The following is a 22,136-nucleotide window of genomic DNA, read 5'->3' as shown; positions in this document are numbered from 1 at the left end:
AGGGGACTTCGAGTACAGGGGACGTCGAGTGCAGGGGACGTCGAACGGGAGGGAACGGAGGGGTCAGGGGCGGTGGCGGGCGAAGGCCGCCAGTAGCCGGGCCACCGCCGAGGCGAAGCCGTCGAGCTGCTCCGCCTCGGCGAACTCGCCCGCCGCGTGCGCCCGGTTGGCGCCGAGGTCGCCCGGGCCGAGCACCACGGTGAAGGCGTCGTCCGGCAGGTCGGCCGTCCAGATCGCGTCGCAGGTGAACGCCGGTTCGGTGTCCGGCATCCGGGCGATCCCGGCCCGCCGGGTGAGCAGGTCCTCCAGCTCCGGGTGCCGGTTGTCGAGGACGGGCAGGCCGCGCTTGGGCCAGTCCAGCCGGGTGATCCGCGCGCAGTCGGCGGCGGTCCGGGCGAACTCGGGCAGTCCGGTGAAGGCGTCGCGGAACGCGTCCAGGCCGGAGCGGACCGCCGCCTCCACCGCGGCCTCCGCGCGACGGCCCGAACCCGCGTCCCGGTAGGGGAGGTTGAGCAGCAGCTCGCCGCTCCCGTAGACCCGGTTGTGCAGCGGGCCGGTGCCCATCCCGGCCACGCAGACCGGGTCGCGCGGGCCGTCCGCCGCGCCCAGCTCCCGTGCCAGGTGCTGGGCGAGGAAGCCGAGCAGCACCGTCGCGTTGTGGCCCGCGCCCGGGCAGTCGTCGATCGCGTCCTCGCCGCGCACCCGCAGCCGGGCGGTGGCGGCGGCGGTGGCCCGCGGCAGGTAGCGCAGGCCGGTCGGCTCGCAGAACACGTTCAGCGCGCCCACGTACCCGGCCTCGACCAGCGGACGGGTGCCGAACACGCCCATCGCGCCGCCCTCCTCGCCGGACACCGCCTGCACCAGCACCGCGACCTCCCGCCCGACCCGGGGCTCCGCCGCCACGGCCGCCCGCACCCCGGCCAGCAGTGCCACCGCCGGGCCCTTGGCGTCGATCGCGCCCCGCCCGGTGAACCGCCGTCCGTCGAAGCCCACCGGCTCCGACCCGGCCACCGTGTCCAGGTGCACGTTGAACATCACCGTCGCCGCCCGCGGGAGCTCAGGCCCCAGCCGCAGCACCAGGCTCGGCTGGCAGGCCAGGAACCCGGGCGTCCCCGCCACCGCGCTCCGCACCGTCAACGGCACGTCCGGGCGGTCGAGTTCGGCCGCCCCGGGCGCGCCGCGGTGCAGCTCGACCAGCCCGAGGCCGGCCGCCGCCCGCGCGTACCGCTCCAGTGCCTCGGGCAGCAGCGGCGGCGGCGCGTTCGGGCCGGTCTCCAGCGGGCCGGCGGTGGGAAGGCGCAGCAGGTCGAGCAGCAACTCCCGCTCGTCCGGCCGCAGTCCGGCCGGGCGCGAGCCGGGTTCCAGTGCCTCCACCAGCGTTTCACCGGACACCGGACGCCACGCCCTCCCGCTGTCGGTCCGCCGGCCGGGGCGCCGGTTCGTCCCGGACCAGGCCGCCCGGGACGAGCCGCCAGCCGGGGGAGTGCGGCAGCACCTCGCGCTCGACCAGGGCGGTCAACGCCCGTCCGGCGGCGACGAAGCCGCTCTCGGTGCGGCCGTCGGCGGCCAGGCCCTCGTGCGGCCGGGTGGCCAGGTGCGGTTCCAGCGACCACACGCCGTGCCAGCCGCGGGCGGTCAACAGCCGCAGGGCGTCGGCGAGTCGGGCGTTCCCGGCGCCGGGCAGCACGTACCGGGTGTCCGCGCCGCCGCCGACCGCGTCCTTGACGTGCAGGTGGTCGACGTGCCCGACCGTCCGGCGCAGCAGGTCGAAGGCGTCGTAGCCGTACGGGACGCCGTTGCCTGTGTCGTGCAGCAGCCGCAGGGCCGGGTGGTCCACCGAGGCCACCAGGTCGAGCGTGTTGGCGATCGAACTCCCGCCCCAGCCCTGGCAGTTCTCGTGCAGCAGGACCAGGCCGCCGCGGTGCGCGCGGTCCGCGAGGCGGCGCATCCGCCGTAGCACCCGCAGGCGCCACTCGGGCTCCGGCAGGCCGGTGCGGTTGGGGTAGGACATCACCCGGACCAGGCCGGTGCCGAGCAGGGCGGCGCGGGTGACGAGCGCGTCGAGCTCCCGGTCGTCCGCCGCGGGGTCGTCGGTGACGTCGGAGGCCCAGTTGCCGATCCGGGCGGCGATGCCGCAGACCCGGATCCCCTGCTGCCGCAGGGCGGCGGCGACCTCCTCGACCCGGGGGAGAGGCAGGTCGGCGACCCAGACGCCGTCCACCGTCCGCAACTCCAGTTCGCCCCAGCCGAGTTGCTGCAGCGCGTCGATCTGCCCGGCCAGGTCGGGCGCGGCCTCGTCGCCGATGCCGCCGAACCGGACGGCGCTCACCGGCCCACCGCCGCGCGCACCGCACCACCGCGCACGGCCCCGCCGCGCACCGCACCGCCGCGCGCCCCGCCCCCCGCCGCGTCGTCCGCCGCCATCGCCTTGGCGCGGTCGAGCAGGCGCACCACCTGGGTGTTGACCGCCAGGTCGGGGTGCGGTCCGCGCCCGGTGCCGTCCGCCGCGTAGTACCGGTAGGTGTGCTCCAGGAAGCCGCCGAGCGCGTCGTCGTGCAGCAGTTCGGTGCTCTCGCCGTCGCGGTCGATGACGGTCAGCCGGGCGTACGCGTCGGCCTCGCTGCCGGGGAAGTGCCCGATCAGGGTGCCGTGCGCGAGCTCCAGGGTGACCCGGCGCTCGCGCACCGGCGAGGTGAGGTCGGAGCGGATCCTGGTCCACGCCCCGCTGTCGTGCTGGAGGTTGAGCCAGGCGGTGCCGAGCCGGGGCAGCACCCGCCCGCCGACCACCATGTCGGTGCCGCCCGCGCCGGTCACCTCGCCGGGCCCGGCGAGGGCGAGGCACAGGCCCAGCGAGTGCGGCAGTTCGACGTCGAACGCGGTGGGGTGCCCGTCCCCGGCCAGCGAGCGGGAGAACCGCGGCTTGCGCTGGACGACGTGGATGGTGCGCAGCGGCCCGTACGCGTCCTGGGCGAGCAGCGCACGCAGCCGATCGGTGAGGCGGCTGCCCAGCCACTGGGCGACCACCACCAGGTCGATCCCGTACCGGTCGCGCAGCGCGAGCAACTCGTCCAGGCCGCGGCTGTCGGCGGCCACCGGCTTCTCCAGCAGCACCCGCCGGTAGCCGAGCCGGCCGAGCGCGTCCAGGGCGGCGGCCCGCGCGGTGGGCGGGGTGCACAGGTGGACGACGGTGCGCTCCGGGTCGAGCAGCCGGGGTGCCCCGGCGAGGGTGGTCGGGCGCAGGTCGGGGGCGGCCCCCGGCCGCCGGTGCGGGTCGACGGCGAGCACCGGCCCGGCGGCGAACAGGTGCGCCGTGCCGGGGTCGGCGCGCAGGCGGCGCAGCACCGGGAGGTGGAGTCCGTGCCCGGCCCGTCCCATTCCGACGAGTAAGGTCCCGAGTCCGTTCGTCATGGCGAGACGTCATTCCTTCCGCGTCGCGGTATTGCTTCCCCCGGCTATTCAATCAGTACTTCGACGGCGGTCCGATCGGGCGTCAAATCCCTTTTCCGGCAGGCCATTCGAAGGGGTGAAACAGTTACGCTGCCGAGGTGGACGGGGTGCGGCGGGCTTAGATTCGGGAGCAGGGCTTTTCCGCCCGTCCAATCCATACAATCCGATGAGAGTTTCATGGGTGTCATTACCTCTCCGGGTGTTCCCTTCTTCACCCAGGCCGCGACCTTCGAATCCCTCTGGCCCACCACCCGGCGCCACCTCGACGAACTGATGGACCGCGGCAAGTACTCGCACGGCCCCAAGGTCGCCGAACTCGAGGCCGCCCTCGCCGCCTGGACCGGCGCCCGGCACGTGATCGGCGTCAACAGCGGCACCGACGCCCTGGTCCTGCTGCTGCGCGCGGCCGGCCTGCGCCCCGGCGACGAGGTGATCGTCCCCGCCTACACCTTCGTCGCCTCCGCGACCTCGGTGGTGCTGGCGGGCGGCCGCCCGGTCTTCGCCGACATCGACCCGGTCGGCTACGGCCTCGACCCGGCGAGCGTCGAAGCCGTCCGCACCGACCGCACCCGGATGGTCATGCCCGTCCACCTCTTCCACCAACTCGCCGACCTGCAAGCCCTGCTGGCCCTCGCCGACCGGCACGGCCTGACCGTCGTCGAGGACAGCGCCGAGGCCTTCGGCATGCGCTGGAACGGCGTCCACGCCGGCCTGCACGGCGCCGGCGGCGTGCTCTCCTTCTTCCCCACCAAGACGCTCGGTGCGATCGGCGACGCGGGCGCCGTCCTCACCGACGACCCGGACCTGGCCGAAGCCGTCTCCGCGATGCGCCACCACGGCCGCACCGGCCGCACCCTGGACGACTTCCCCACCATCAACCGCCCCACCGAACTCCTGGGCACCAACAGCAAGATGGACGACGTCCAGGCCGCCGTCCTGCTCGCCAAGCTCGACCGCGCGGACCAGGACATCGCCCGCCGCGCCCACCTCGCCGCCGCCTACACCGAACGCCTCACCGGCACCCCCGGCCTCACCCTGCCCACCGTCGTCCAGCGGGACGCCGCCACCAACCCGGTCTGGTACGTCTACCTGATCGAGTCCGACCACCGCGACGAGCTCGCCGCCCACCTCGCCCGGCACGGCGTCCAGACCGAGACCTACTACCCGACGCCGCTCCACCTGCAGCCCTGCTTCGCCGAACTCGGCCACCGACCGGGCGAGTTCCCGCACGCCGAAGCCGCCTGCGACCGCGCCCTCGCGCTCCCGCTCTACCCCGACCTCCCCGACCACGAACTGGACCTGGTCAGCGACCTGGTCCGCGACTTCCAGTACGGAAAGCAGCGGTGACCCGCCGATGACCACGACCGCCGCCGCCACCACCATCCCGTTCTTCCCGCCCGACCTCTTCGAGGACGACCGCGACCTGCTGCTCGACGTGGTCCGGGACGTCGCCACCGACCCCGCCCAGCGCTTCATCCTCGGCGAACGCACCGCCCGCTTCGAGGAGCTGCTGCGCACCGACCTCGGCGCCGAGGACGTCGTCGCCTGCGGCAGCGGCACCACCGCCCTCACCCTCGTCCTGCGCGCCACGGGCATCACCGCCGGCGACGAGGTGATCGTCCCCGCCTTCGGCTGCGCCCCGCTCGCCAACACCGTCCTCGGCGTCGGCGCCACCCCCGTCTTCGCCGACATCGACCCGCACACCCTGGTCATCGACCCGGACGCAGCCGAGGCCCTGGTCACCCCGCGCACCAAGGCGCTGATGCCCGCCCACATGTTCTCCGTGATGGCCGACATGCCGCGCCTGCGCGCCCTCGCCACCCGCCACGGCCTGCGCCTGATCGAGGACTCCGCCGTCGCCCAGGGCGCCGTCCTCGACGGCCGCCCGGCCGGCACCTGGGGCGACGCGGGCGTGTTCTCCTTCGTCCAGGTCAAGTCCTTCGGCGGCCCCGGCGAGGGCGGCGTCGTCGTCACCGACGACCCCGAACTCGCCCGCACCGTACGGATGCTGCGCAACCACGGCCAGGACGGCGTGCACCGCTTCCGCCACCACCTGATCGGCCTGAACAGCCGCTTCGACGAAGTCCTCGCCGCCTTCCAGCTCCGCCGCCACCCCGGCCTGGCCCGCCGCCTCGCCCGCCGCGCCGAGATCGCCGCCCACTACACCGAGCAGTTCGCCCCGCTCGCCGCCCGCGGCGTCGTCCCGCCCCCGCCCGGCACCAACGGCCGCTGCTACTACGTCTACACCCTGCTCGCCGAACGCCGCGACGACCTCCGGCGGCACCTCGCCGCCCACGGCGTCGACAGCCACGTCTACTACCCCCGACCCCTGCCCCACCAGCCCGCGTTCGCCCACGCGGCCGCCTCCGACGGCCACTGGCCGCACGCCGAACGAGCGGCCCGGCAGTGCCTCTCCCTGCCGATCTACCCGCACCTGACGGACGCCCAGGTCGAGCGGATCACCGAAGCCGTCCTCAGCTTCCCCGCCTGACCGACCCCCCTCGCCCCGGTGGGCGCCTCCCCGCGCGGCGCCCACCAGGGCGGCCCTCACCCCACCAGGGCCTCGCCCTCCCGCACGGCCGCCGCCGCCAGCTCCGCGACCACCCGCCGGTCCGGCTTCCCGGACCCGCCCAGCGGCATCCGCTCCAGCACCAGCAGCCGCTCCGGCAGCTTGTACCGCTCCAGGCCGCACAACTCCGCCAGGAACAACGTCAGTTCGTCGAGCGTCAACCCGGCGCCACGGGGCACCGCGCACACGCACATCCGCTCGCCCAGGTCCTGGTCCGGCACCGGCACGCACACCGCCTCCGCGACCTCCGGGTGCCCCTCCAGCAGCCGTTCCACCTCCGCGACGGAGATCGACACCCCGCCCCGGTTCACCGTCTGCTTGATCCGCGCCAGCACCCGCAGCGAACCGTCCGCCTCCAGCACCCCCCGGTCGCCGGAGCGCACCCACCCCCCGTCCACCCGCAGCCGGGCGTCCAACTCCGGCTCCCCGACGTGGCACAGCGGCGTCATCGGCCCCAGCGCCTGCAGCTCGCCCGGCACCCCCGCCGGCACCGGACGCCCGTCCGGCCCGCACACCCGGAACTCCGCGACCTGCGGGTCCGGCAGGCCCACCCGCAGCACGTCGACGTCCGGATCAGTCCACCGCGCATGGCAGTTCAGCCCGTCACTGGCCCCGTACACGTTCACCACCGGGCACCCGAACCGCCGCAACGCCGCCCCCAGCACCGCCGGGGACAGCGCCGCCGCGCTCGACACCACCGCCTGCAACGAGGACAGGTCCTCACCGGGCGACGGCACGCGCTCCGCCATCCGGCGCAGCATGGTCGGCACCGCCGCCAGGTGCGTCGGCCGCCAGCGCCCCACCGCCGCCAGCGCCCCCGCCGGATCGAAGCGCTCCCCGACCGGCGGCAGCACCACCGTCGCCCCGCACCGCACCAGCGCCACCACCGCCAGCGACCCGTACGCCGTCGCCGGGCTCACCAGCAGCAGCACCCGCGGCGGCGCACCGTCCGCGGTCTCCAACACCCGCTCCACGTACCGCCCGCGGCCCCCCGCCAGGGCGTTGTGCGAGTACGCGATCAGCTTCGGCGCGGCCTCCGAACCCGAGGACAGCAGGATCCGGGCCGGCGCCTCCGCGTCCACCACCGCGGGCGCCCACTCCGCCCGCTCCGGCCAGGCGCCCTCGTCGAGCACCACCACCTCGTGCAGGTCCGGGAGTTCGGGCCGCAGGCCGTCCACCAGCACCTTCCACTCCGGCGCCGTCACCACCGCGTCCACCCGCGCCGTCCCCCACGCCGCCAGCAGGTCCCGCCGCCCGTGCCCGGCCGTGCACGGCAGCACCACCGCACCCAGCGCGGCCACCGCCAGATCCACCGCCGGCGCCCGCCGGTCCGCGGGCACCTTCACGCCCACCACCGACCCCGGCCGCACCCCCCGCGCCGCCAGCCCGGCCGCCAACCCCCGTACCTGCCGCCCCAGTTCCGCGTACGAGAGCTCCCCCTCGCCGTCCACCACCGCGGCCCGTTCCCCGTGCGCCGCGACCCGCTCCGCGAACAGCTCGTACAACCCCCGTCCCGGGCACCACCCTCGGGCCACCCACCGCTCCCGCAACTCCCGGTCCACCCGATCGGGGAACTCCACCCCGGCCACCGAAACCCACGTCACGACCACCACTCCCGTCCGCCGATCCACCAACCGAAACCCTCGCCCCGCCCGCTCACGCCCCGCCCGCTCACGCCCCGAACTCCCAGGGCCCGCGGACGAACGCGCACCCGTCCGCCCCGAACTCGAAGGCCGCCGCCACCCGCGGGTCGCGCACCAGCGCGGCCAGGTCCGTGCAGACCTCCACCCCGTCGCCCGGCGGGCTCCCGTCGCCCGCCGCCCCGCACAGCAGCCGGGCCGCCGACAGCAGCGAGGACTCGACCCGCTGCGCCCGCCCGGTCCGCTCCCGGGCCTCCAGCGCGGCGACCGTGCCCGCGGCGCAGACCAGGCCGCCCAGCACGTCGCAGACCGTCAGCAGGGTGGGGCGCGGCGGCAGCCCGTCCGGTGCCAGCAGCGCGGCCAGGCCGGAGTGCGCCTGCACGGGGTAGTCGGTGCTCAGCCCGGGCCCGCCGCCGCTGGCCTGCGCGTACACCAGCCCGGGGCGCAGCGCGGCGACCGCCCCTGCCTCCAGCCCCAGCCCGGCGACCTTCGCGGGCGCGAGACTGTGCAGCAGCACGTCCGCCCCGCTGACCAACTCCCGTACCGCGGAGCGTCCTTCCGGGCTCCGCAGGTCCGCCTCCCACGTCCCCTTGCCGCGGTTGAGCGCCGCGAACCGGGCCGACACCGCCGTCTCCTCGCCCCCCGCGCCCACCGTCATCGGCGGTACGCCGCGCAGCGGGTCGCCGCCGGGCGGTTCGACCCGCACCACGGTGGCCCCGAGCAGCGCCAGCACCCGCCCGGCCACCGGCCCCTGGACCCGGCGGGTGATCTCCACCACCGTCACGCCGCTCAACGGCAGCCCTCCGTCGGAGAGTTCACCCCGACGCGCGGCTCCCGGCGTTCCCGACGCTCCCGGCGTTCCCGGCACTCCCGGCGCGCCCGCCCGCACCTGCCACGGCATCCCGCCCAGCACCGCGGGCCGCCCCGCCACCACCGTCAGCTCCACCCCGCACTCCGCCGCGACCCGCACCAGCCGCCGGTGCCCGACCGCCCGGGCCGCCGCGAACAGCTCCTCCGGGAGCGGACAGACCGCCGTCCCGTACCGGGCCTGGAACGGCAGCCAGCCGCGCCCCACCACCCGCCGCTCGACGCCCAGTGCGGACCAGAACCGCAGCCAGCCCTCCGCCTCCAGCGCCTCCAGCTCGAACCGCACCCCGTCCGCCGACTCGAACGGCGGCCCGCCCACCCCGGGCGGCTCCGCGCCGCAGCCCTCCACCGAGGCCGCCGCCAGGTACTGCGACAGCCCGAGCAGCGCGGCCTGCGCCACCGACACCCCCACCTCGCGGTACGCCGCCCCCAACCGCCGGGCGCGCAGCGCCGCCAGCACGCCGGTGGCGGCCAGCACCCCGGCCGCCACCGAGGCGAAGTCCACCCGCAGCGGCGTCGGCGTCCCGTACCGCCGTCCGTGCACCTGCATCACCCCGCAGGCCGCCTGGACGTCCGCCTCGCTGTCCAGCCGCAGCCCCAGCGGCCCGGCCCAGGACAGCCGGCACGCCAACCCGCCTTCCACCTGCAGCAGTTCGCCCTCCCCGACCGCGACCCCGGAGGCCCGCAGCAGCCCCGCCGCCACCTCCCGCGCCACCCCCGGCCGAACACCGAGCGCCGCCCCCGTCACGGCCGCCGCCCGCGCACCGCGTACACCACGTTCGAGCAGGCCCGGAACCGCGGATCGGCGAACAGCCCCCGCAGCTCGGCGAGTTCGTCCTCGCCCAGCCCCTCCCGCAGCAGCGCCTCCCGCAGGTGCCAGGTGTTGTGCAACTGCATCTCCAGCTGCGGCGTCCCGGGTGCGAGCGTGCCGACCCGCACCTCCGCCTCCACCCCGGTGAACCCGGCCCGCACCAGCGCACCGGCGCACTCCCGCCCCCAGCCCTGGTGCGAGCCGCGCGCCCGGAAGGCCCGCAACTTCGCCTGCTGGTACCGCTCGTACAGCTCCCGGGCCCGCTCGTCAGGGGCGGTCAGCACCGGCGCGTACTCGGCGTCGAACTCCAGCAGGTGCAGCACCCCGCCCGGCCGCAGCGCCGTGAACAGCCGTGCCAGCACGGCCTCCCGCTCCGGCAGGTGGGACAGCACCAGCCGGGCGTGCACCAGGTCGAAGGCGCCCGCGGGCAGGTCGTCGCGCACCACGTCGTGCCGGAGCGCCGTCAGCCCGGGCCGCACCGGCACCGGCAGCGGCACCAGGTCCGTCGCCAGCACCGAGCCCCCGGGCGCGACCCGCTCGGCCAGCCAGAGCGCGACGCTCCCCGCCCCGGTGCCCACGTCCAGGCAGCGCATCCCGGGCCGGACCCCGCCCGCCCGCAGCACGCCGAAGCTGAGCGGGTCGAGCCAGGCCGCCAGGCACCGGTGCTGCCCGGCCGCGTGCGCACTCCCGTTGTCGAACAGGTACGCCCCCGACCCCCGCACCGCGTCCACGCCCACGCCCGCGTCCGCGCCCACGTCCACGCCCGCCATCAGGCCCGCCCCGCCGCAGCAGGAGCCGCACCCGCGCCCGCACCCGCACCCGCCGCGTGCGCCAGCACCCGTCGCGCCGCCAGCTTCCCCGAGCGCACCGCCCCCTCGCTGCTCGGCCGCAGCATCACCCAGTCCCCGGCGTACTCGACCGCCCCGGTCGGCCGCCCCAGGAACGCGGCCCGCTCCCGGACGGCGGCCGGCGCGCCCTGCGGCAGCCCGAGCGGGAAGCGGTGCACCAGCGTCCGGACGGTGGCCGCCCGCAGGCCGGGCAGGAACCGCTCGGCCTCCGCGCAGACCACCTCCGCCACCCGCCCGTCCGGTTCGCCCAGCAGCCCGGGGGAGGCCCACGGCGAGGCGAACGCGGTGACCAGCCCCTTCCCCTCCGGCGCCCGTCCGTCGGCCTTGAGGTGGTCGAGGACCAGCCCGGTGCAGACCCGGCTCTCGCCCTGCGGCACCGACAGCGCGTAGCTGGGCGCCCGGGTCGGGCTCGGCAGCGGGCGGTCCAGCAGGCAGGCGACCTTGAGCATCGGCGTGTACGTGCTCGCCGCCAGGTACGGCCGCTCCCCGTCCGGGAGGTCGTCCCCGCGCAGCTCCAGGGCCAGCGGCGCGGGCACCGCCAGCACCGCCTGCCGGGCCCGCACCCGCGCCCCGTCCGCGAACTCCAGCAGCACGCCCCCGCCGGGGACCGAGCCGTCCCGCACGGAGACCACCCGCCGCCCCAGCTCCACCGGCAGCCGCTCGGCCAGCCGCCGGGCCAGGGTGTCCATCCCGTCCCGGTAGGTCATCCAGCGCGCCCCGGCCCCGCCCACCGACAGCAGGGTGGCGACCATCGGGGCGAGGGCCGAGCTGTCCGGCCGCCAGCCGAAGCAGTGGCTGGACAGCGGTTGCAGCATCGCGGCGAGCAGTTCCTCCCGCCCGGCCGACCCGGCGCAGTACGCGCTCAGCGTGGCGTCCCCGCTGGGTGCGGTCTCCGGCCGGTCGGGGTCGAACTCCCGCCAGCGGGTGGCGAGTTCGGCGGCGAACCGGAGCCAGGCCCAGCGGCCGCGCCAGGACAGCCCGGCGCCGGTCAGCAGCCCCCTGGGGTGCCCGAGGTGGGGGTGGGCGCGCCCGCCCCGCCACAGGGCGAAGCCGGGTTCGACCACGGGCACCTCGTCCTCGGGCAGGCCGACCGCCCGGATCAGCTCCCAGGTGGCCTCGTACCCGGCGCCCGCGATGGTCTCCGCGCCCTCGTCCAGCAGCCAGCCGTCCACCCGGCTGGACGCCATCCGCCCGCCGACCCGGTCCGCGCCCTCGAAGACCCGCACCGTCCGCCCGGCCGCGGTCAGGTGGTGCGCCGCGGACAGCCCCGCGATCCCCGCCCCGACCACCGCGACGTCGACCTCCACCTCGTCCACCCCGGCTCCCTCCTCGTGCCGATCCGATCCCGTACCAGGGGAGTTCACGTCCACAGCCCGGTCCCGATCCCGGCGCTCCCGGCCAGCACCCGCTCCCGCAGCTCGTGCCGCCGCACCTTCCCGGTGGCCGTCCGCGGCACCGCGTCCCAGCCGACCACCAGCGGTTCGGCCAGCGGCGGCAGGTCGCGCACCGCCTCCTGCCAGCGGGCCGGGTCGAGCGTGCCGTCGGCGGTGACCAGCACCGGCTGGGGACGGCCGTCGGCGACGGAGAGCAGCACGGCCTCCTCGACGTCCGGCAGCCGCTCGTGCAGCACGTCCTCGACCTCGACGCAGCTCATCCCGGGCACCATGTCGACCTCCCGGTCCAGCACCAGGACCCGGCCGTCGCGGGTCCGCGTCCCGAGGTCCCCGGTGTTGAACCAGCCGCGGTGGAGCTTGCGCCGCCAGCGCTCCGGCTCGTCCAGGTAGCCCAGGCACAGCGCCCCGGTGCGGGCGTACAGCAGGCCGGTCCCGCCGGGCCGCACGGTCCGGCCGGGCCGCTGCGGGTCGCAGACCCTGACCCGCACCCAGCCGGGCACCGGGCGCCCCAGGTCGCGGGTGGTCGGGTGCCGCTCACCGGCGGCGGCCAGCGCGCCCCGGGTGAGGAAGCGGAAGCTCAGCGGCCCGGTCTCGCTCTGCCCCCAACCCTGCATCCACAGCGGGCGCCGCCGCCGGGTGGCCTCCAGGAAGGTCCGCACCGTCGGCGGGTGCACCGCGTCGAAGGTCGAGATGAACAGCCGCACGTCCCGGAACGGGTTCTCCGCCCCGGCGGCCAGCGGCTGCCAGCGCACGTAGCTGGACGGCAGCGCCTCCAGCACGGTCGGCGGGTGGCTGCGCAGCAGCGCGGCGGCCGTCGACGGGTCCGGGTCGGGCAGCAGGACGACGGTCCGCGGCGCCCGCCAGAACGCGCTGACGGTCCAGGTCAGCGCCCGCCCGTGGGCGAAGGAGATCGCGCTCGCCACGGTGTCCCCGCGGCGCGCCGACAGGACGGGCCAGGGCCGGGCCTCGAACGCGGACAGCCGCCGGATCAGCGTCCGGGTGGAGTGCACCACGAGCTTGGGGACGCCGGTGGTGCCGGAGGTGTGGATGACCGCGAGCGGCTCGTCCTCCCCGCGGGTGCGCACGCCCGGCACCGGCCCGCCGCGCAGCCCGTCCACCGTCAGCGCGCCCTCCGACGCCCCGTCCAGGCACACCGTCCGCCCGGCCAGGGCGGTCAGTTCCACCCCGGCGGCCCGCGCCCCGCCCAGCACGTCCCGCTGGGCGACCAGCACGTCCGGCCGCAGCCGCCGCAGCAGCGTGCCCAGGGCGTCCGGCGGCACCCGCTCCGAGAGCAGCGCGGGCACCGCCCCGATCCGGGCCGCCGCGCAGGCCAGCAGCACGTAGTCCCAGTGGTTGCGCTTGACCACCGCCACCGAGGAGCCGGGCCCGGCCCCGGCCGCCGCCAGCCAGGCCGCGGTCTCCCGCACCAGCTCGGCCAGCTGCGCGGTGTCGTACGCGGTGCCGCGCTCCGGCGCCAGGTCCAGCGGGCGGCCCAACTGCACCTCCACCGAAGGACGTCGCTCGGCCAGCGTGTCGAACAGCGGCCCCAGGTCGAGCGGCAGCCGCCCGAACACCGCCCCCGGCCCGCCGCTCACAGCCCACCGCCGGTCACCGCGAGCGCCAGGTCCACGCCGACCAGCAGCGCGCAGCACACCCGGTGCAGGTGGATGCCGAGCCGGCGGGCGAGCAGGATCTCGCCCCGGACGAACCCGAGCACCCACTGCCGGGCCCGCAGCGCGACCACCGGCGCCATCACCAGCGGGAACCACCACGGCGCGTACCCGGCCACCGCCGAGCCCACCAGCAGCGCCGCCTCCAACGCCGAGCACCCGGCCACGAACGCGGCGTTGCCGCGCGGCGACAGCAGCACCGCGGCGGTCCTCCGCCCCACCGCCCGGTCCCCGGCGATGTCGTTGGTGTTGGAGTAGACGCCGAACAGCAGCGGCCCGAGCCCGAACACCAGCGCCTGCACCACCGCGAAGCCGTCGAACCGTCCGGTCAGCAGCCCGTACAGCGGCAGCACGAAGAACCAGCCGAGCGCGGCGAGGAAGAGCTCCTGGAAGCCGTTGTAGCTGATCCGCAGCCACCAGGTGTACTGGAAGCCGAACACGGCCAGCGCCGCCGTCCCGGCCACCGCCCACCCGGGCCGGGCGGGCGCCGCGGCCACGGCCGCCGCCCAGCACAGCACGCACGCCGCGACGCTCGCCCAGCCGAACCGGATCGCCTGGCGCTCGGTCAGCGTCCCCGCCACCAGCGGCTTGCGGGCCAGCCGCCGGGCGGGCGCGTCCGGCCCGTAGTTCACCGCGTCGCTGCCGTCCCGGTACCCGGTGACGTCGTCGAAGGTGCACATGGCCGCGCTCATCGCGACCTCCCCGCCCAGGAACAGCACCAGCACCACCAGCACCGTCCCCGCCCCGGCCCCCGACCACCCGGCGCCCGAACCGGCGGCCAGCACCATCGCGGCCACCAGCGGGACGCTCAGGTAGTAGTCCCAGATGTCGAGCTTGGCCAGCCTGGCGTACGCCCGCCAGGGGACCGGGGCCGCCTCGGGGGCGGCGGGAAGGGCGACGTGCTCCACGGGAAACGCAGTCCTCTCGACGGTGGCCGCAACCCGGGACGCGACTGCCGCGGGGGGCCGGAGACAACGAGCCGACCGCGCTGACGGTGCGCCAATTCATCACGGCGGACCAGGAGTCGGCGATCGCCATCATGACATAGGGCGACCGTTCGGACGCATTTCTGTGATCAGACAAAAAGCGGGCGATCGGGTATTTCCCCGACCACCCGTGCGATCATCCGACCGCTTTTCCGCATTCCGCCCTACGCGGAGAAGCTCCCCGCCCCGCCCGGCACGTGCGTCCCGTAACCCGGCTGCACCACCACCGAGGGGCCCAGGCAGAACGGGTTGCCGTAGACCTTCACCGGACGGTCGGTCTGGTTGGCCAACACGTGTGCCAGCGTGGGGAGTTGCTGACAACCGGCCGGGTCGCGGTAGACGTCCAGCGGCTGCGCCTCGGTCGAGAACACCACCACGTCACCGCTCGCCGCGCGCGGCGCCGCGGGCGCCGGAGCCGCCAGTCCGAGCACCGAACCCACCGCCACCAGGGAAACCAGAATCGCTCGCACAATCATCCTTCGACACGTCCCACTCCCGCGTCCGTCGCGGGCCACCCCCATCGCTACCGTGCGCACACCGTCGAATTCCAACCCCGCCCGCCGGATTCACCCGCCCGGCCGGGGCCAGCCGCCGCCCGCCCCGCGCCGCCCGCGCCACCGCGCGCCCTGCGCCGACCCCGCCCCACCCGTCACCCGCCCGGACTACCATCGCCCCCATGACGACCCCGCCGTCCGCCCGCCCCACCCCCTTCGGCCCCCACACCCACTGCCACTGGTGCGGAGCGCCCTACCCGGCCGGCACCGACGCCTGGCCGCGCACCTGCCCCGGCTGCGGCGAGATCAGCTACCGCAACCCGCTCCCCGTCACGGTCGCCCTCCTCCCGGTCCGCCTCCCCGACGGCGACACCCGGCTGACCGTCATCCGCCGCACCATCGAACCCGGCTACGGCCTGCTCGCCCTGCCCGGCGGCTACGTCGACTACGGCGAGAGCTGGGAGCAGGCCGCCGTCCGCGAACTGCGCGAGGAGACCGGCATCCTGGCCGACGCCGCCGACGTCCGCCTGGTCGCCACCGACTCCGACGCCCGCGGCGGCTTCCTCTGCCTGTTCGGCCTCCTCCCGGCCCGCGACCTGGCCGACCTGCCGCCCTCCGTCCCCACCGACGAGACCGAGGGCTGGCAGCTCGCCACCGCCGACACCCCGCTCGCCTTCCCCTTCCACACCCGGGTCGCCCGCTCCTGGTTCGACGGCGAGTACCTCCACCTCACCACCGAACCCAGCTCCTGAACCCGGCCGAACCCGCCGGGCCTGGCCACCCGCACCACCGGCCGGGCCCGGCTCCTCCCCGCTACCGCCCCAGCACCGCCATCGCCGCGTTGTGCCCCGGGATCCCGCTCACCCCGCCCCCGCGCACCGCCCCGGCCCCGCACACCAGCACCCGCGGACTCCCGGTCCCCACCCCCCACCGCCCCGCGTCCGGCCCCTCGCCCGCGAACGGGAACGCCAGGTCCCGGTGGAAGATGTTCCCGCCCGGCAGCCGCAGGTCCGCCTCCAGGTCCGCCGGCCCGCGCACCTCCAGGCACGGCCGCCCCTCCGCGTCCGTCGCCAGGCAGTCCGCCAACGGCTCCGCCAGCACCCCGTCCAGCGCCCCCAGCACCCCCGCCAGCGCCGCCTCCCGCACCCCCTCCGGATCCCCGGCGAACAGCCGCGCGGGCACCTGCAACCCGAACAGCGTCAGCGTCTGCGCCCCCTCCGGCACCCCCGGCCCCAGGATCGACCGGTCCGCCAGCGAGTGGCAGTAGATCTCCGACGGCGCGGGGGAGGGCAGCCGCCCCGCCACTGCCTCCCGGTACGCCCCCTCCAGCTCCCGGTACGACTCCGCGACGTGGAACGTCCCCCCGAACGCGTCCCGCACGTCCACCGCCCCGTCCCGCAGCCGCGGCAACCGGCGCAGCAGCATGTTCACCTTCAGCTGCGCCCCCTCCGGCCGCTCCCCGCCGCCCGCCCCGCCCAGCAGCCGCTCCAGCTCCACCGGCGCCGCGTTGCACAGCACCCAGCGCGCGCCCACCCGCCGCTGCGCCCCGTCCGCGTCCAGGTACCCGACCTCGGCCGGCCCCGCCGCGCCCCCCGGGTCCACCGCCACCACCTCGCACCCCGTCCGCAGCTCCGCCCCGCCCGCCAGCGCCGCCCGGGCCAGCGCCCCGGTCACCGCCCCCATCCCGCCCACCGGCACGTCCCAGTCGCCCGTCCCGCCGCCCACCACGTGGTACAGGAAGCACCGGTTCTGCCGCAGCGAAGGATCGTGCGCGTGCGAGAACGTCCCGATCAGCGCGTCCGTCAGCACCACCCCCCGCACCACGTCGTCCGCGAACCGCCGCTCCAGCGCCTCGCCCAACGGCCGCTCGAACAACTCCGCCCACGCCACCGGATCGTCCACCCGCGCCCGCAGCTCCGCCCGCGACGGCAACGGCTCCGTCAACGACGGGAACACCCGCTCCGCGACCCGCCCGGTCATCCCGTAGAACTCCCGCCACGCGGCGAACTCCCGCTCCCCACCCGTCAGTTCACGGAACGACTCGGCCGTCCGCCGCTCGTCCCCGCCGTCCACCAGCAACCCCCCGACCCGCCCGTCCCGCTCCCACGGCGTGTACGAGGAGATCCGCCGCCGCCGCAACTCCACCCGCACCCCCAGATCCGCCAGGATCCGCCGCGGCAACAGGCTCACCAGGTACGAGTACCGCGACAGCCGCGCGTCCACCCCCGCGAACGCCCGCTCCGACACCGCCGCCCCGCCCAGGTGCCCCAACCGCTCCAGCACCAGCACCCGCAGCCCGGCCCGCCCCAGGTACCCGGCCGCCACCAGCCCGTTGTGCCCGCCACCCACGATCACCACGTCATAAGCCACCGTCATCCCGCCGGTCTACCACCTCCCACCCGCCCCCACCAGCACCCCGACCGCGCGACCCTGGACCCCCGGACGATCACGTGGCATGGTCAGCACCGTCAGCACCCACGGACGGCCCGCCACAAGCCCAGCCGTCCCCACCACGGCCTGGAGACCACCACGTGAGCACCCCTCCGACCCCCCAGGACCAGCAGCACCAGCACCCCGAACCGCTGTGGCGCCCCGACCCCGCCCGCGCCGCCGCCAGCCGCCTGGTCGACTTCCAGCGCTGGGCCGCCGAGCACCACGGCGCCCCCGCCGCCCCGCTCGCACCGGTCACCACCGACGCCGAGGCCGCCACCCGCTACGCCGACCTCCACCGCTGGTCCACCGACGACCTCACCCGCTTCTGGACGGCCGTCACCGAGTACTTCGACGTCCGCTTCCACACCCCGCCCACCGCCGTCCTCGCCGAACCCGCCACCATGCCCGGCGCCACCTGGTTCCCCGGCGCCACCCTCAACTACGCCGAACACGCCCTGCGCGCCGCCGAGGACCCGGCCAACGCCGACCGCCCCGCCATCCTCCACCTGGACGAGCGCACCGCCGAGCCGACCGCCACCACCTGGTCCGAGCTCCGCCGCCAGGTCGGCTCCCTCGCCGCCGCCCTCCGCGCCCACGGCGTCCGCCCCGGCGACCGCGTCAGCGCCTACCTGCCCAACGTCCCGCAGGCCGCCGTCGCCCTCCTCGCCACCGCCGCCGTCGGCGCCACCTGGACCAGCTGCGCCCCCGACTTCGGCGCCCGCAGCGTCCTCGACCGCCTCCAGCAGATCGAACCCACCGTCCTGTTCGCCGTCGACGGCTACCACTACGGCGGCAAGGACCACGACCGCACCGGGGTCGTCGCCGAACTCCGCCGCGAACTCCCCACCCTCACCACCGTCGTCCACGTCCCCCTCCTGGACACCCCCGCCCCCGAAGGCACCCTCTCCTACGACGACCTGGTCTCCTCGGACACCCAGCCGGTCTTCGAACCCGTCCCCTTCGACCACCCCCTCTGGGTGCTCTACTCCTCCGGGACCACCGGCCTCCCCAAGGCCATCGTGCAGAGCCAGGGCGGCATCCTGGTCGAACACCTCAAGCAGGCCGCCCTCCACCTCGACCTCGGCCCCGAGGACCGCTTCCTCTGGTACACCAGCACCGGCTGGATGATGTGGAACTTCCTCCTGGCCGGCCTGCTCACCGGCACCACGGTCGTCACCTACGACGGCAGCCCCGGACACCCCGACACCGGCGCCCTCTGGTCCGTCGCCGCCCGCACCCGCGCCACCGTCCTCGGCACCTCCGCCGCCTACGTCATCGCCAGCCGCAAGGCCGACCTCCACCCCGGCCGCGACCTCGACCTCTCCGCCGTCCGCTGCCTCGGCACCACCGGCTCCCCGCTCCCGCCCGACGGCTTCCAGTGGATCTACGACGAGGTCAAGCCCGACCTCTGGCTCGCCTCCGTCAGCGGCGGCACCGACGTCTGCTCCTGCTTCGTCGGCGGCGTCCCCACCCTCCCCGTCCACCTCGGCGAGATCCAGGCCCCCTGCCTCGGCGCCGCCGTCGAGTCCTGGGACACCGACGGCCACCCGCACACCGACACCGTCGGCGAGCTCGTCGTCACCAAGCCCCTCCCGTCCATGCCCACCGGCTTCTGGAACGACCCCGACGGCCGCCGCTACCACGACAGCTACTTCGACACCTACCCCGGCACCTGGCGCCACGGCGACTGGATCACCGCCACCGGCCGCGGCACCGTCGTCATCCACGGCCGCTCCGACTCCACCCTCAACCGCCAGGGCGTCCGGATGGGCTCCGCCGACATCTACGAGGTCGTCGAACGGCTCCCCGAGATCGCCGAGTCCCTGGTCATCGGCCTGGAGGAACCCGACGGCGGCTACTGGATGCCGCTGTTCGTCGTCCTCACCCCCGGCGCCGAACTCGACGAGGACCTCACCGCCCGCATCCGCACTTCGCTGCGCACCGAACTGTCCCCGCGCCACGTCCCCGACGAGGTGATCACCGTCGCGGGCCTCCCGCACACCCTCACCGGCAAGCGCCTCGAAGTCCCCGTCAAGCGCCTGCTCGGCGGCACCCCCCTCGACCGGGCCGTCAACCCCGGCTCCGTCGACAACCTCGACCACCTGCGCTTCTTCGAGCAGCTCGCCGCCACCCGCAAGCAGCCCTGACCCGCGGCCGGACAGACCCCGAGGGGCCGCCGCCACCCCCCACGGTGGCAGCGACCCCTCGGGAGACCCGCGCCCCTACTCCCCGGCCAGCACCCGCCGCGCCGCCTCCCGCGCCTCCCCGGCGGTGTCCACCGCCCGCGCCGCCTCCGCCGCCCGCTGGCACTGCGCCAACGTCGCCCGCCCCAGCGCCGCCCGCACGTACGGGATCGCCGCCGCGCCCATCGACAGGCTCGTCACCCCGAGCCCCGTCAACACGCACGCCAGCAGCGGGTCCGCCGCCGCCTCCCCGCACACCCCGCAGCTCTTCCCGGCCGCCTTCGCCGCGTCCGCCGCCGCCGCGATCAGGTCCAGCAGCGCGGGCTGCCACGGATCCTGCAGCCGCGCCAACGACCCCACCTGCCGGTCCGCCGCGAACGCGTACTGCGCCAGGTCGTTCGTCCCCAGCGACAGGAACTCCACCTCCCGCAGGACCGCCGCCGCCCGCAGCGCCGCCGACGGGACCTCCACCATCGCCCCGTACTTCGCGTCCAGCCCCACCTCCCGGCAGGCCGCCGCGAACGCCCGCGCGTCCACCCCGTCCGCCACCATCGGCGCCATCACCTCCAGGCGCACCGTCAACCCCTCCGCCGCCCGCGCCAGCGCCCGCAACTGCGAACGCAGCACCTCCGGGTGCTCCAGCAGCGTCCGCAGCCCCCGCACCCCCAGCGCCGGGTTCGGCTCGTCCCCGGGCGTCAGGAAGTCCAACGGCTTGTCCGCCCCCGCGTCCAGCACCCGCACCACCACCCGGGCCCCCGGGAACGCCTCCAGCACCTTCCGGTACGCCTCGACCTGCTTGTCCTCGCTCGGCGCCTGCGCCGAGTCGTCCAGGAAGAGGAACTCCGTCCGGAACAGCCCGACGCCCTCCGCCCCGTTCTCCAGGGCCGCGGCCACGTCCGCCGGACCGCCCACGTTCGCCAGCAACGGCACCATGAACCCGTCCGAGGTCCGCCCCGGCCCGGTCGAGGCCGCCAACGCCGCCTGCCGCTCCGCCGCCTGCCGGCGCAACTCCTCCTGCCGCTCCGCCCCCGGCTCCACCAGCACCTCGCCCGACGACCCGTCGACCGCCACCACCACCCCCTCCGCCAGCCCCGTCGCCCCCGCCAGCGCCACCACCGCCGGCACCCCCATCGCCCGTGCCAGGATCGCGCTGTGCGAGGTCGGCCCGCCCTCCTCCGTCACGAACCCCAGCACCAGCGACGGATCCAGCAGCGCCGTGTCCGCCGGCGCCAGGTCCCGCGCCAGCAGCACGTACGGCTCGTCACTGTCCGGCACCCCCGGCATCGGCACCCCCAGCAGCCGCGCCACGATCCGGTTCCGCACGTCGTCCAGGTCCGCCACCCGCCCCGCCAGGTACTCACCCGCCGCCGCCAACAGCTCCCGGTACGCCGCGAACGCGTCGTACACCCCGCGCTCCGCACTGCTCCCCGACTCGATCCGCCGGTTCACGTCCGCCAGCAGCTCCGGGTCCTGCGCCATCAGCGCCTGCGCCTCCAGCACCGCCTGCGCCTCACCCCCCGCCAGGTTCCCGCGCGCGGTCAGGTCCGCCGCCACCGCGTCCACCGCCGCCCGCGCCCGGGCCTGCTCCCGCGGCACCTCCTCCGCCGACACCTGGGTCACCGGCGGCTCCAGCACCGCCGTCCCCATGTGCCGCACCTGTCCGATGGCGACCCCGTGACTGACCCCCACGCCCCGCAGCGTCCGCTCCATGGTCCGAAACCCCTTCGTCGCCGTCAGTTCCAGATGAACAGCTCGCCACCGGCCGTTACCTCACCGGACTCCGCCACCCCGCTCAACTGCTCCGCCGACGCCTCCAGCGCCACGATCGGAGAGATCGGCGACTTCCCCGCCGCCTCCACCGCCGCCGGGTTCCACTTGATCACCGGCTGCCCCCGCCGCACCCGGTCCCCCTTGTGCACCAGCAGCTCGAACCCCTCCCCGTTGAGCTGCACCGTGTCGATCCCCAGGTGCGTCAGCACCCCGTGCCCGTTCTCGTCCATCACCACGAACGCGTGCGGATGCATCGACACCACCTGCCCGTCCACCGGAGCCACCGCCTCGATCGGCTCCCGCAACGGATCGATCGCCGTACCCGGCCCGACCATGGCCCCGGCGAACACCGGATCGGGGACATTGGCGAGGCCGACAGCGCGACCGGCGAGCGGCGACGTGACAGTGGTCATGGTGGAGCCTCCCAGGTACGGAGTACATCGCGTGCGGCCGCGGGGCAGCGGCCCGTTGATCGACTGTCCCCAAATTACGTCAACTTCGGACATTTCATGCGATAACCCCCGAGGGCCGCCCGAGTGAAGATCACCACCCGCCCTCATCGCGCCGCACACGAACCGTCCGCCCCGCACCATCTCCGCCGCCCCCGCCACCCTCAAGTGGTCTAGTCCTCTTGGCCGCCCCGCCGCACTCTACGGCATCCGAGTGAGCCCCCACTCGCCCCGCCCGCCCACTCCACGCGGGGCCGAACGGGTGACCCTCGCTCTAGCCCGATTAGGCGCTCGGCCGCCGACCCGCTATGGTTGCTCGAGTCGCCGCGCAATGGCGGTAAACAGAGCAAGTCGGACGAGTAAAGCTTCGGTCAACGCCGAGTAAACAGTCTGGTAAGCTCGAAACACGGAAGAACGAAGCGCCCGGAGGGTCCGCAGGAATGCGGTCCGAAGGAAGCGTCCGTTCCTTGAGAACTCAACAGCGTGCCAAAAGTCAACGCCAGATATGTTGACATCCCCGGCCTCGGCGATCTCGTCGGGGTTGGAGATTCCTTTTGAAGTAACACTAGCGAGGA

Annotated in this window: 17 protein-coding genes; 4 read left to right on the top strand and 13 right to left on the bottom strand. The window is 75.7% G+C overall.

The window, feature by feature from the left end; all coding sequences use genetic code 11:
• Positions 1–63: 63 nt before the first annotated feature.
• From QSK52_RS27930 to QSK52_RS27920, 3 genes are read right to left on the bottom strand one after another with little or no spacing between them, the layout of a single operon-like run.
• On the bottom strand, positions 64–1,374 hold the full coding sequence (locus QSK52_RS27930) for a M20/M25/M40 family metallo-hydrolase (RefSeq protein WP_285738948.1): 1,311 nt from the start codon (positions 1,372–1,374) through the stop codon (positions 64–66).
• Between the two features lie 7 nt (positions 1,375–1,381).
• Positions 1,382–2,329 carry a sugar phosphate isomerase/epimerase family protein gene (locus QSK52_RS27925; protein ID WP_285738947.1) on the bottom strand — a complete coding sequence of 316 codons (948 nt, stop codon included), beginning with the start codon at positions 2,327–2,329 and terminating at the stop codon, positions 1,382–1,384.
• Positions 2,326–3,408, bottom strand: coding sequence for a hypothetical protein (locus QSK52_RS27920; RefSeq protein ID WP_285738946.1), 1,083 nt, complete (start codon positions 3,406–3,408; stop codon positions 2,326–2,328). Before QSK52_RS27920 ends, QSK52_RS27925 begins: the two co-directional genes overlap by 4 nt.
• Positions 3,409–3,624: 216 nt before the next feature.
• Between QSK52_RS27920 and QSK52_RS27915 the strand changes: the two genes are divergently transcribed.
• Both QSK52_RS27915 and QSK52_RS27910 read left to right on the top strand, forming a co-directional pair.
• Positions 3,625–4,794, top strand: coding sequence for a DegT/DnrJ/EryC1/StrS family aminotransferase (locus QSK52_RS27915; protein ID WP_285738945.1), 1,170 nt, complete (start codon positions 3,625–3,627; stop codon positions 4,792–4,794).
• Between the two features lie 7 nt (positions 4,795–4,801).
• On the top strand, positions 4,802–5,938 hold the full coding sequence (locus QSK52_RS27910; protein ID WP_285738944.1) for a DegT/DnrJ/EryC1/StrS family aminotransferase: 1,137 nt from the start codon (positions 4,802–4,804) through the stop codon (positions 5,936–5,938).
• Positions 5,939–5,994: 56 nt separating this feature from the next.
• On the opposite strand, the gene QSK52_RS27905 is transcribed toward QSK52_RS27910, so the two are convergent.
• The 7 genes from QSK52_RS27905 to QSK52_RS27875 all read right to left on the bottom strand — a co-directional run bounded on the left by QSK52_RS27905 (position 5,995) and on the right by QSK52_RS27875 (position 14,708).
• Complete coding sequence (locus QSK52_RS27905) at positions 5,995–7,521, bottom strand: class I adenylate-forming enzyme family protein (protein ID WP_285738943.1); 1,527 nt, start codon at positions 7,519–7,521, stop codon at positions 5,995–5,997.
• A gap of 166 nt (positions 7,522–7,687) precedes the next feature.
• Positions 7,688–9,238 (bottom strand): CoA transferase, encoded by a 1,551-nt coding sequence (locus tag QSK52_RS27900; protein ID WP_285738942.1) that lies wholly within the window; start codon positions 9,236–9,238, stop codon positions 7,688–7,690.
• Positions 9,239–9,267: 29 nt separating this feature from the next.
• Positions 9,268–10,104 carry a class I SAM-dependent methyltransferase gene (locus QSK52_RS27895; RefSeq protein WP_285738941.1) on the bottom strand — a complete coding sequence of 279 codons (837 nt, stop codon included), beginning with the start codon at positions 10,102–10,104 and terminating at the stop codon, positions 9,268–9,270.
• The gene (locus QSK52_RS27890; protein WP_285738940.1) at positions 10,104–11,498 is read right to left on the bottom strand and encodes a protoporphyrinogen/coproporphyrinogen oxidase; all 1,395 of its coding nucleotides are present in this window, start codon (positions 11,496–11,498) and stop codon (positions 10,104–10,106) included. Before QSK52_RS27890 ends, QSK52_RS27895 begins: the two co-directional genes overlap by 1 nt.
• A 44-nt stretch (positions 11,499–11,542) precedes the next feature.
• The gene (locus QSK52_RS27885; RefSeq protein ID WP_285738939.1) at positions 11,543–13,171 is read right to left on the bottom strand and encodes an AMP-binding protein; all 1,629 of its coding nucleotides are present in this window, start codon (positions 13,169–13,171) and stop codon (positions 11,543–11,545) included.
• Positions 13,168–14,154, bottom strand: coding sequence for a UbiA family prenyltransferase (locus QSK52_RS27880; RefSeq protein ID WP_285738938.1), 987 nt, complete (start codon positions 14,152–14,154; stop codon positions 13,168–13,170). Before QSK52_RS27880 ends, QSK52_RS27885 begins: the two co-directional genes overlap by 4 nt.
• A gap of 242 nt (positions 14,155–14,396) precedes the next feature.
• Positions 14,397–14,708: a hypothetical protein gene (locus tag QSK52_RS27875; protein WP_285738937.1), complete on the bottom strand. Its 312-nt coding sequence runs from the start codon at positions 14,706–14,708 to the stop codon at positions 14,397–14,399.
• Positions 14,709–14,908: 200 nt separating this feature from the next.
• Between QSK52_RS27875 and QSK52_RS27870 the strand changes: the two genes are divergently transcribed.
• The gene (locus QSK52_RS27870; protein ID WP_285738936.1) at positions 14,909–15,478 is read left to right on the top strand and encodes an NUDIX domain-containing protein; all 570 of its coding nucleotides are present in this window, start codon (positions 14,909–14,911) and stop codon (positions 15,476–15,478) included.
• A gap of 61 nt (positions 15,479–15,539) precedes the next feature.
• On the opposite strand, the gene QSK52_RS27865 is transcribed toward QSK52_RS27870, so the two are convergent.
• Complete coding sequence (locus tag QSK52_RS27865; RefSeq protein WP_285738935.1) at positions 15,540–17,102, bottom strand: phytoene desaturase family protein; 1,563 nt, start codon at positions 17,100–17,102, stop codon at positions 15,540–15,542.
• A gap of 155 nt (positions 17,103–17,257) precedes the next feature.
• Between QSK52_RS27865 and QSK52_RS27860 the strand changes: the two genes are divergently transcribed.
• Positions 17,258–19,306, top strand: a complete 2,049-nt coding sequence (locus tag QSK52_RS27860; protein ID WP_285738934.1) for an acetoacetate--CoA ligase — start codon at positions 17,258–17,260, stop codon at positions 19,304–19,306.
• Positions 19,307–19,381: 75 nt separating this feature from the next.
• On the opposite strand, the gene ptsP is transcribed toward QSK52_RS27860, so the two are convergent.
• Positions 19,382–21,052: a phosphoenolpyruvate--protein phosphotransferase gene (gene ptsP / locus QSK52_RS27855; protein WP_285738933.1), complete on the bottom strand. Its 1,671-nt coding sequence runs from the start codon at positions 21,050–21,052 to the stop codon at positions 19,382–19,384.
• A gap of 23 nt (positions 21,053–21,075) precedes the next feature.
• The gene (locus tag QSK52_RS27850; RefSeq protein ID WP_285738932.1) at positions 21,076–21,525 is read right to left on the bottom strand and encodes a PTS sugar transporter subunit IIA; all 450 of its coding nucleotides are present in this window, start codon (positions 21,523–21,525) and stop codon (positions 21,076–21,078) included.
• Positions 21,526–22,136 lie beyond the last annotated feature (611 nt).

The organism is Kitasatospora phosalacinea, assembly GCF_030268885.1.
GTDB classification, from domain to species: Bacteria; Actinomycetota; Actinomycetes; order Streptomycetales; family Streptomycetaceae; genus Kitasatospora; species Kitasatospora phosalacinea_C.
The sequence above is the reverse complement of the archived record's forward strand: the minus strand, read 5'-3'. Positions and strand labels throughout refer to the sequence as shown.

What these genes read in the sequence shown, in the direction of transcription:
- QSK52_RS27895 (WP_285738941.1), bottom strand. Translation starts at nt 10,104, where the DNA reads ATGGCGGGCGTGGACGTGGGCGCGGACGCGGGCGTGGGCGTGGACGCG.
- QSK52_RS27870 (WP_285738936.1), top strand. Translation starts at nt 14,909, where the DNA reads ATGACGACCCCGCCGTCCGCCCGCCCCACCCCCTTCGGCCCCCACACC.
- QSK52_RS27920 (WP_285738946.1), bottom strand. Translation starts at nt 3,408, where the DNA reads ATGACGAACGGACTCGGGACCTTACTCGTCGGAATGGGACGGGCCGGG.
- QSK52_RS27910 (WP_285738944.1), top strand. Translation starts at nt 4,802, where the DNA reads ATGACCACGACCGCCGCCGCCACCACCATCCCGTTCTTCCCGCCCGAC.
- QSK52_RS27865 (WP_285738935.1), bottom strand. Translation starts at nt 17,102, where the DNA reads ATGACGGTGGCTTATGACGTGGTGATCGTGGGTGGCGGGCACAACGGG.
- QSK52_RS27875 (WP_285738937.1), bottom strand. Translation starts at nt 14,708, where the DNA reads ATGATTGTGCGAGCGATTCTGGTTTCCCTGGTGGCGGTGGGTTCGGTG.
- QSK52_RS27915 (WP_285738945.1), top strand. Translation starts at nt 3,625, where the DNA reads ATGGGTGTCATTACCTCTCCGGGTGTTCCCTTCTTCACCCAGGCCGCG.
- QSK52_RS27850 (WP_285738932.1), bottom strand. Translation starts at nt 21,525, where the DNA reads ATGACCACTGTCACGTCGCCGCTCGCCGGTCGCGCTGTCGGCCTCGCC.
- ptsP (WP_285738933.1), bottom strand. Translation starts at nt 21,052, where the DNA reads ATGGAGCGGACGCTGCGGGGCGTGGGGGTCAGTCACGGGGTCGCCATC.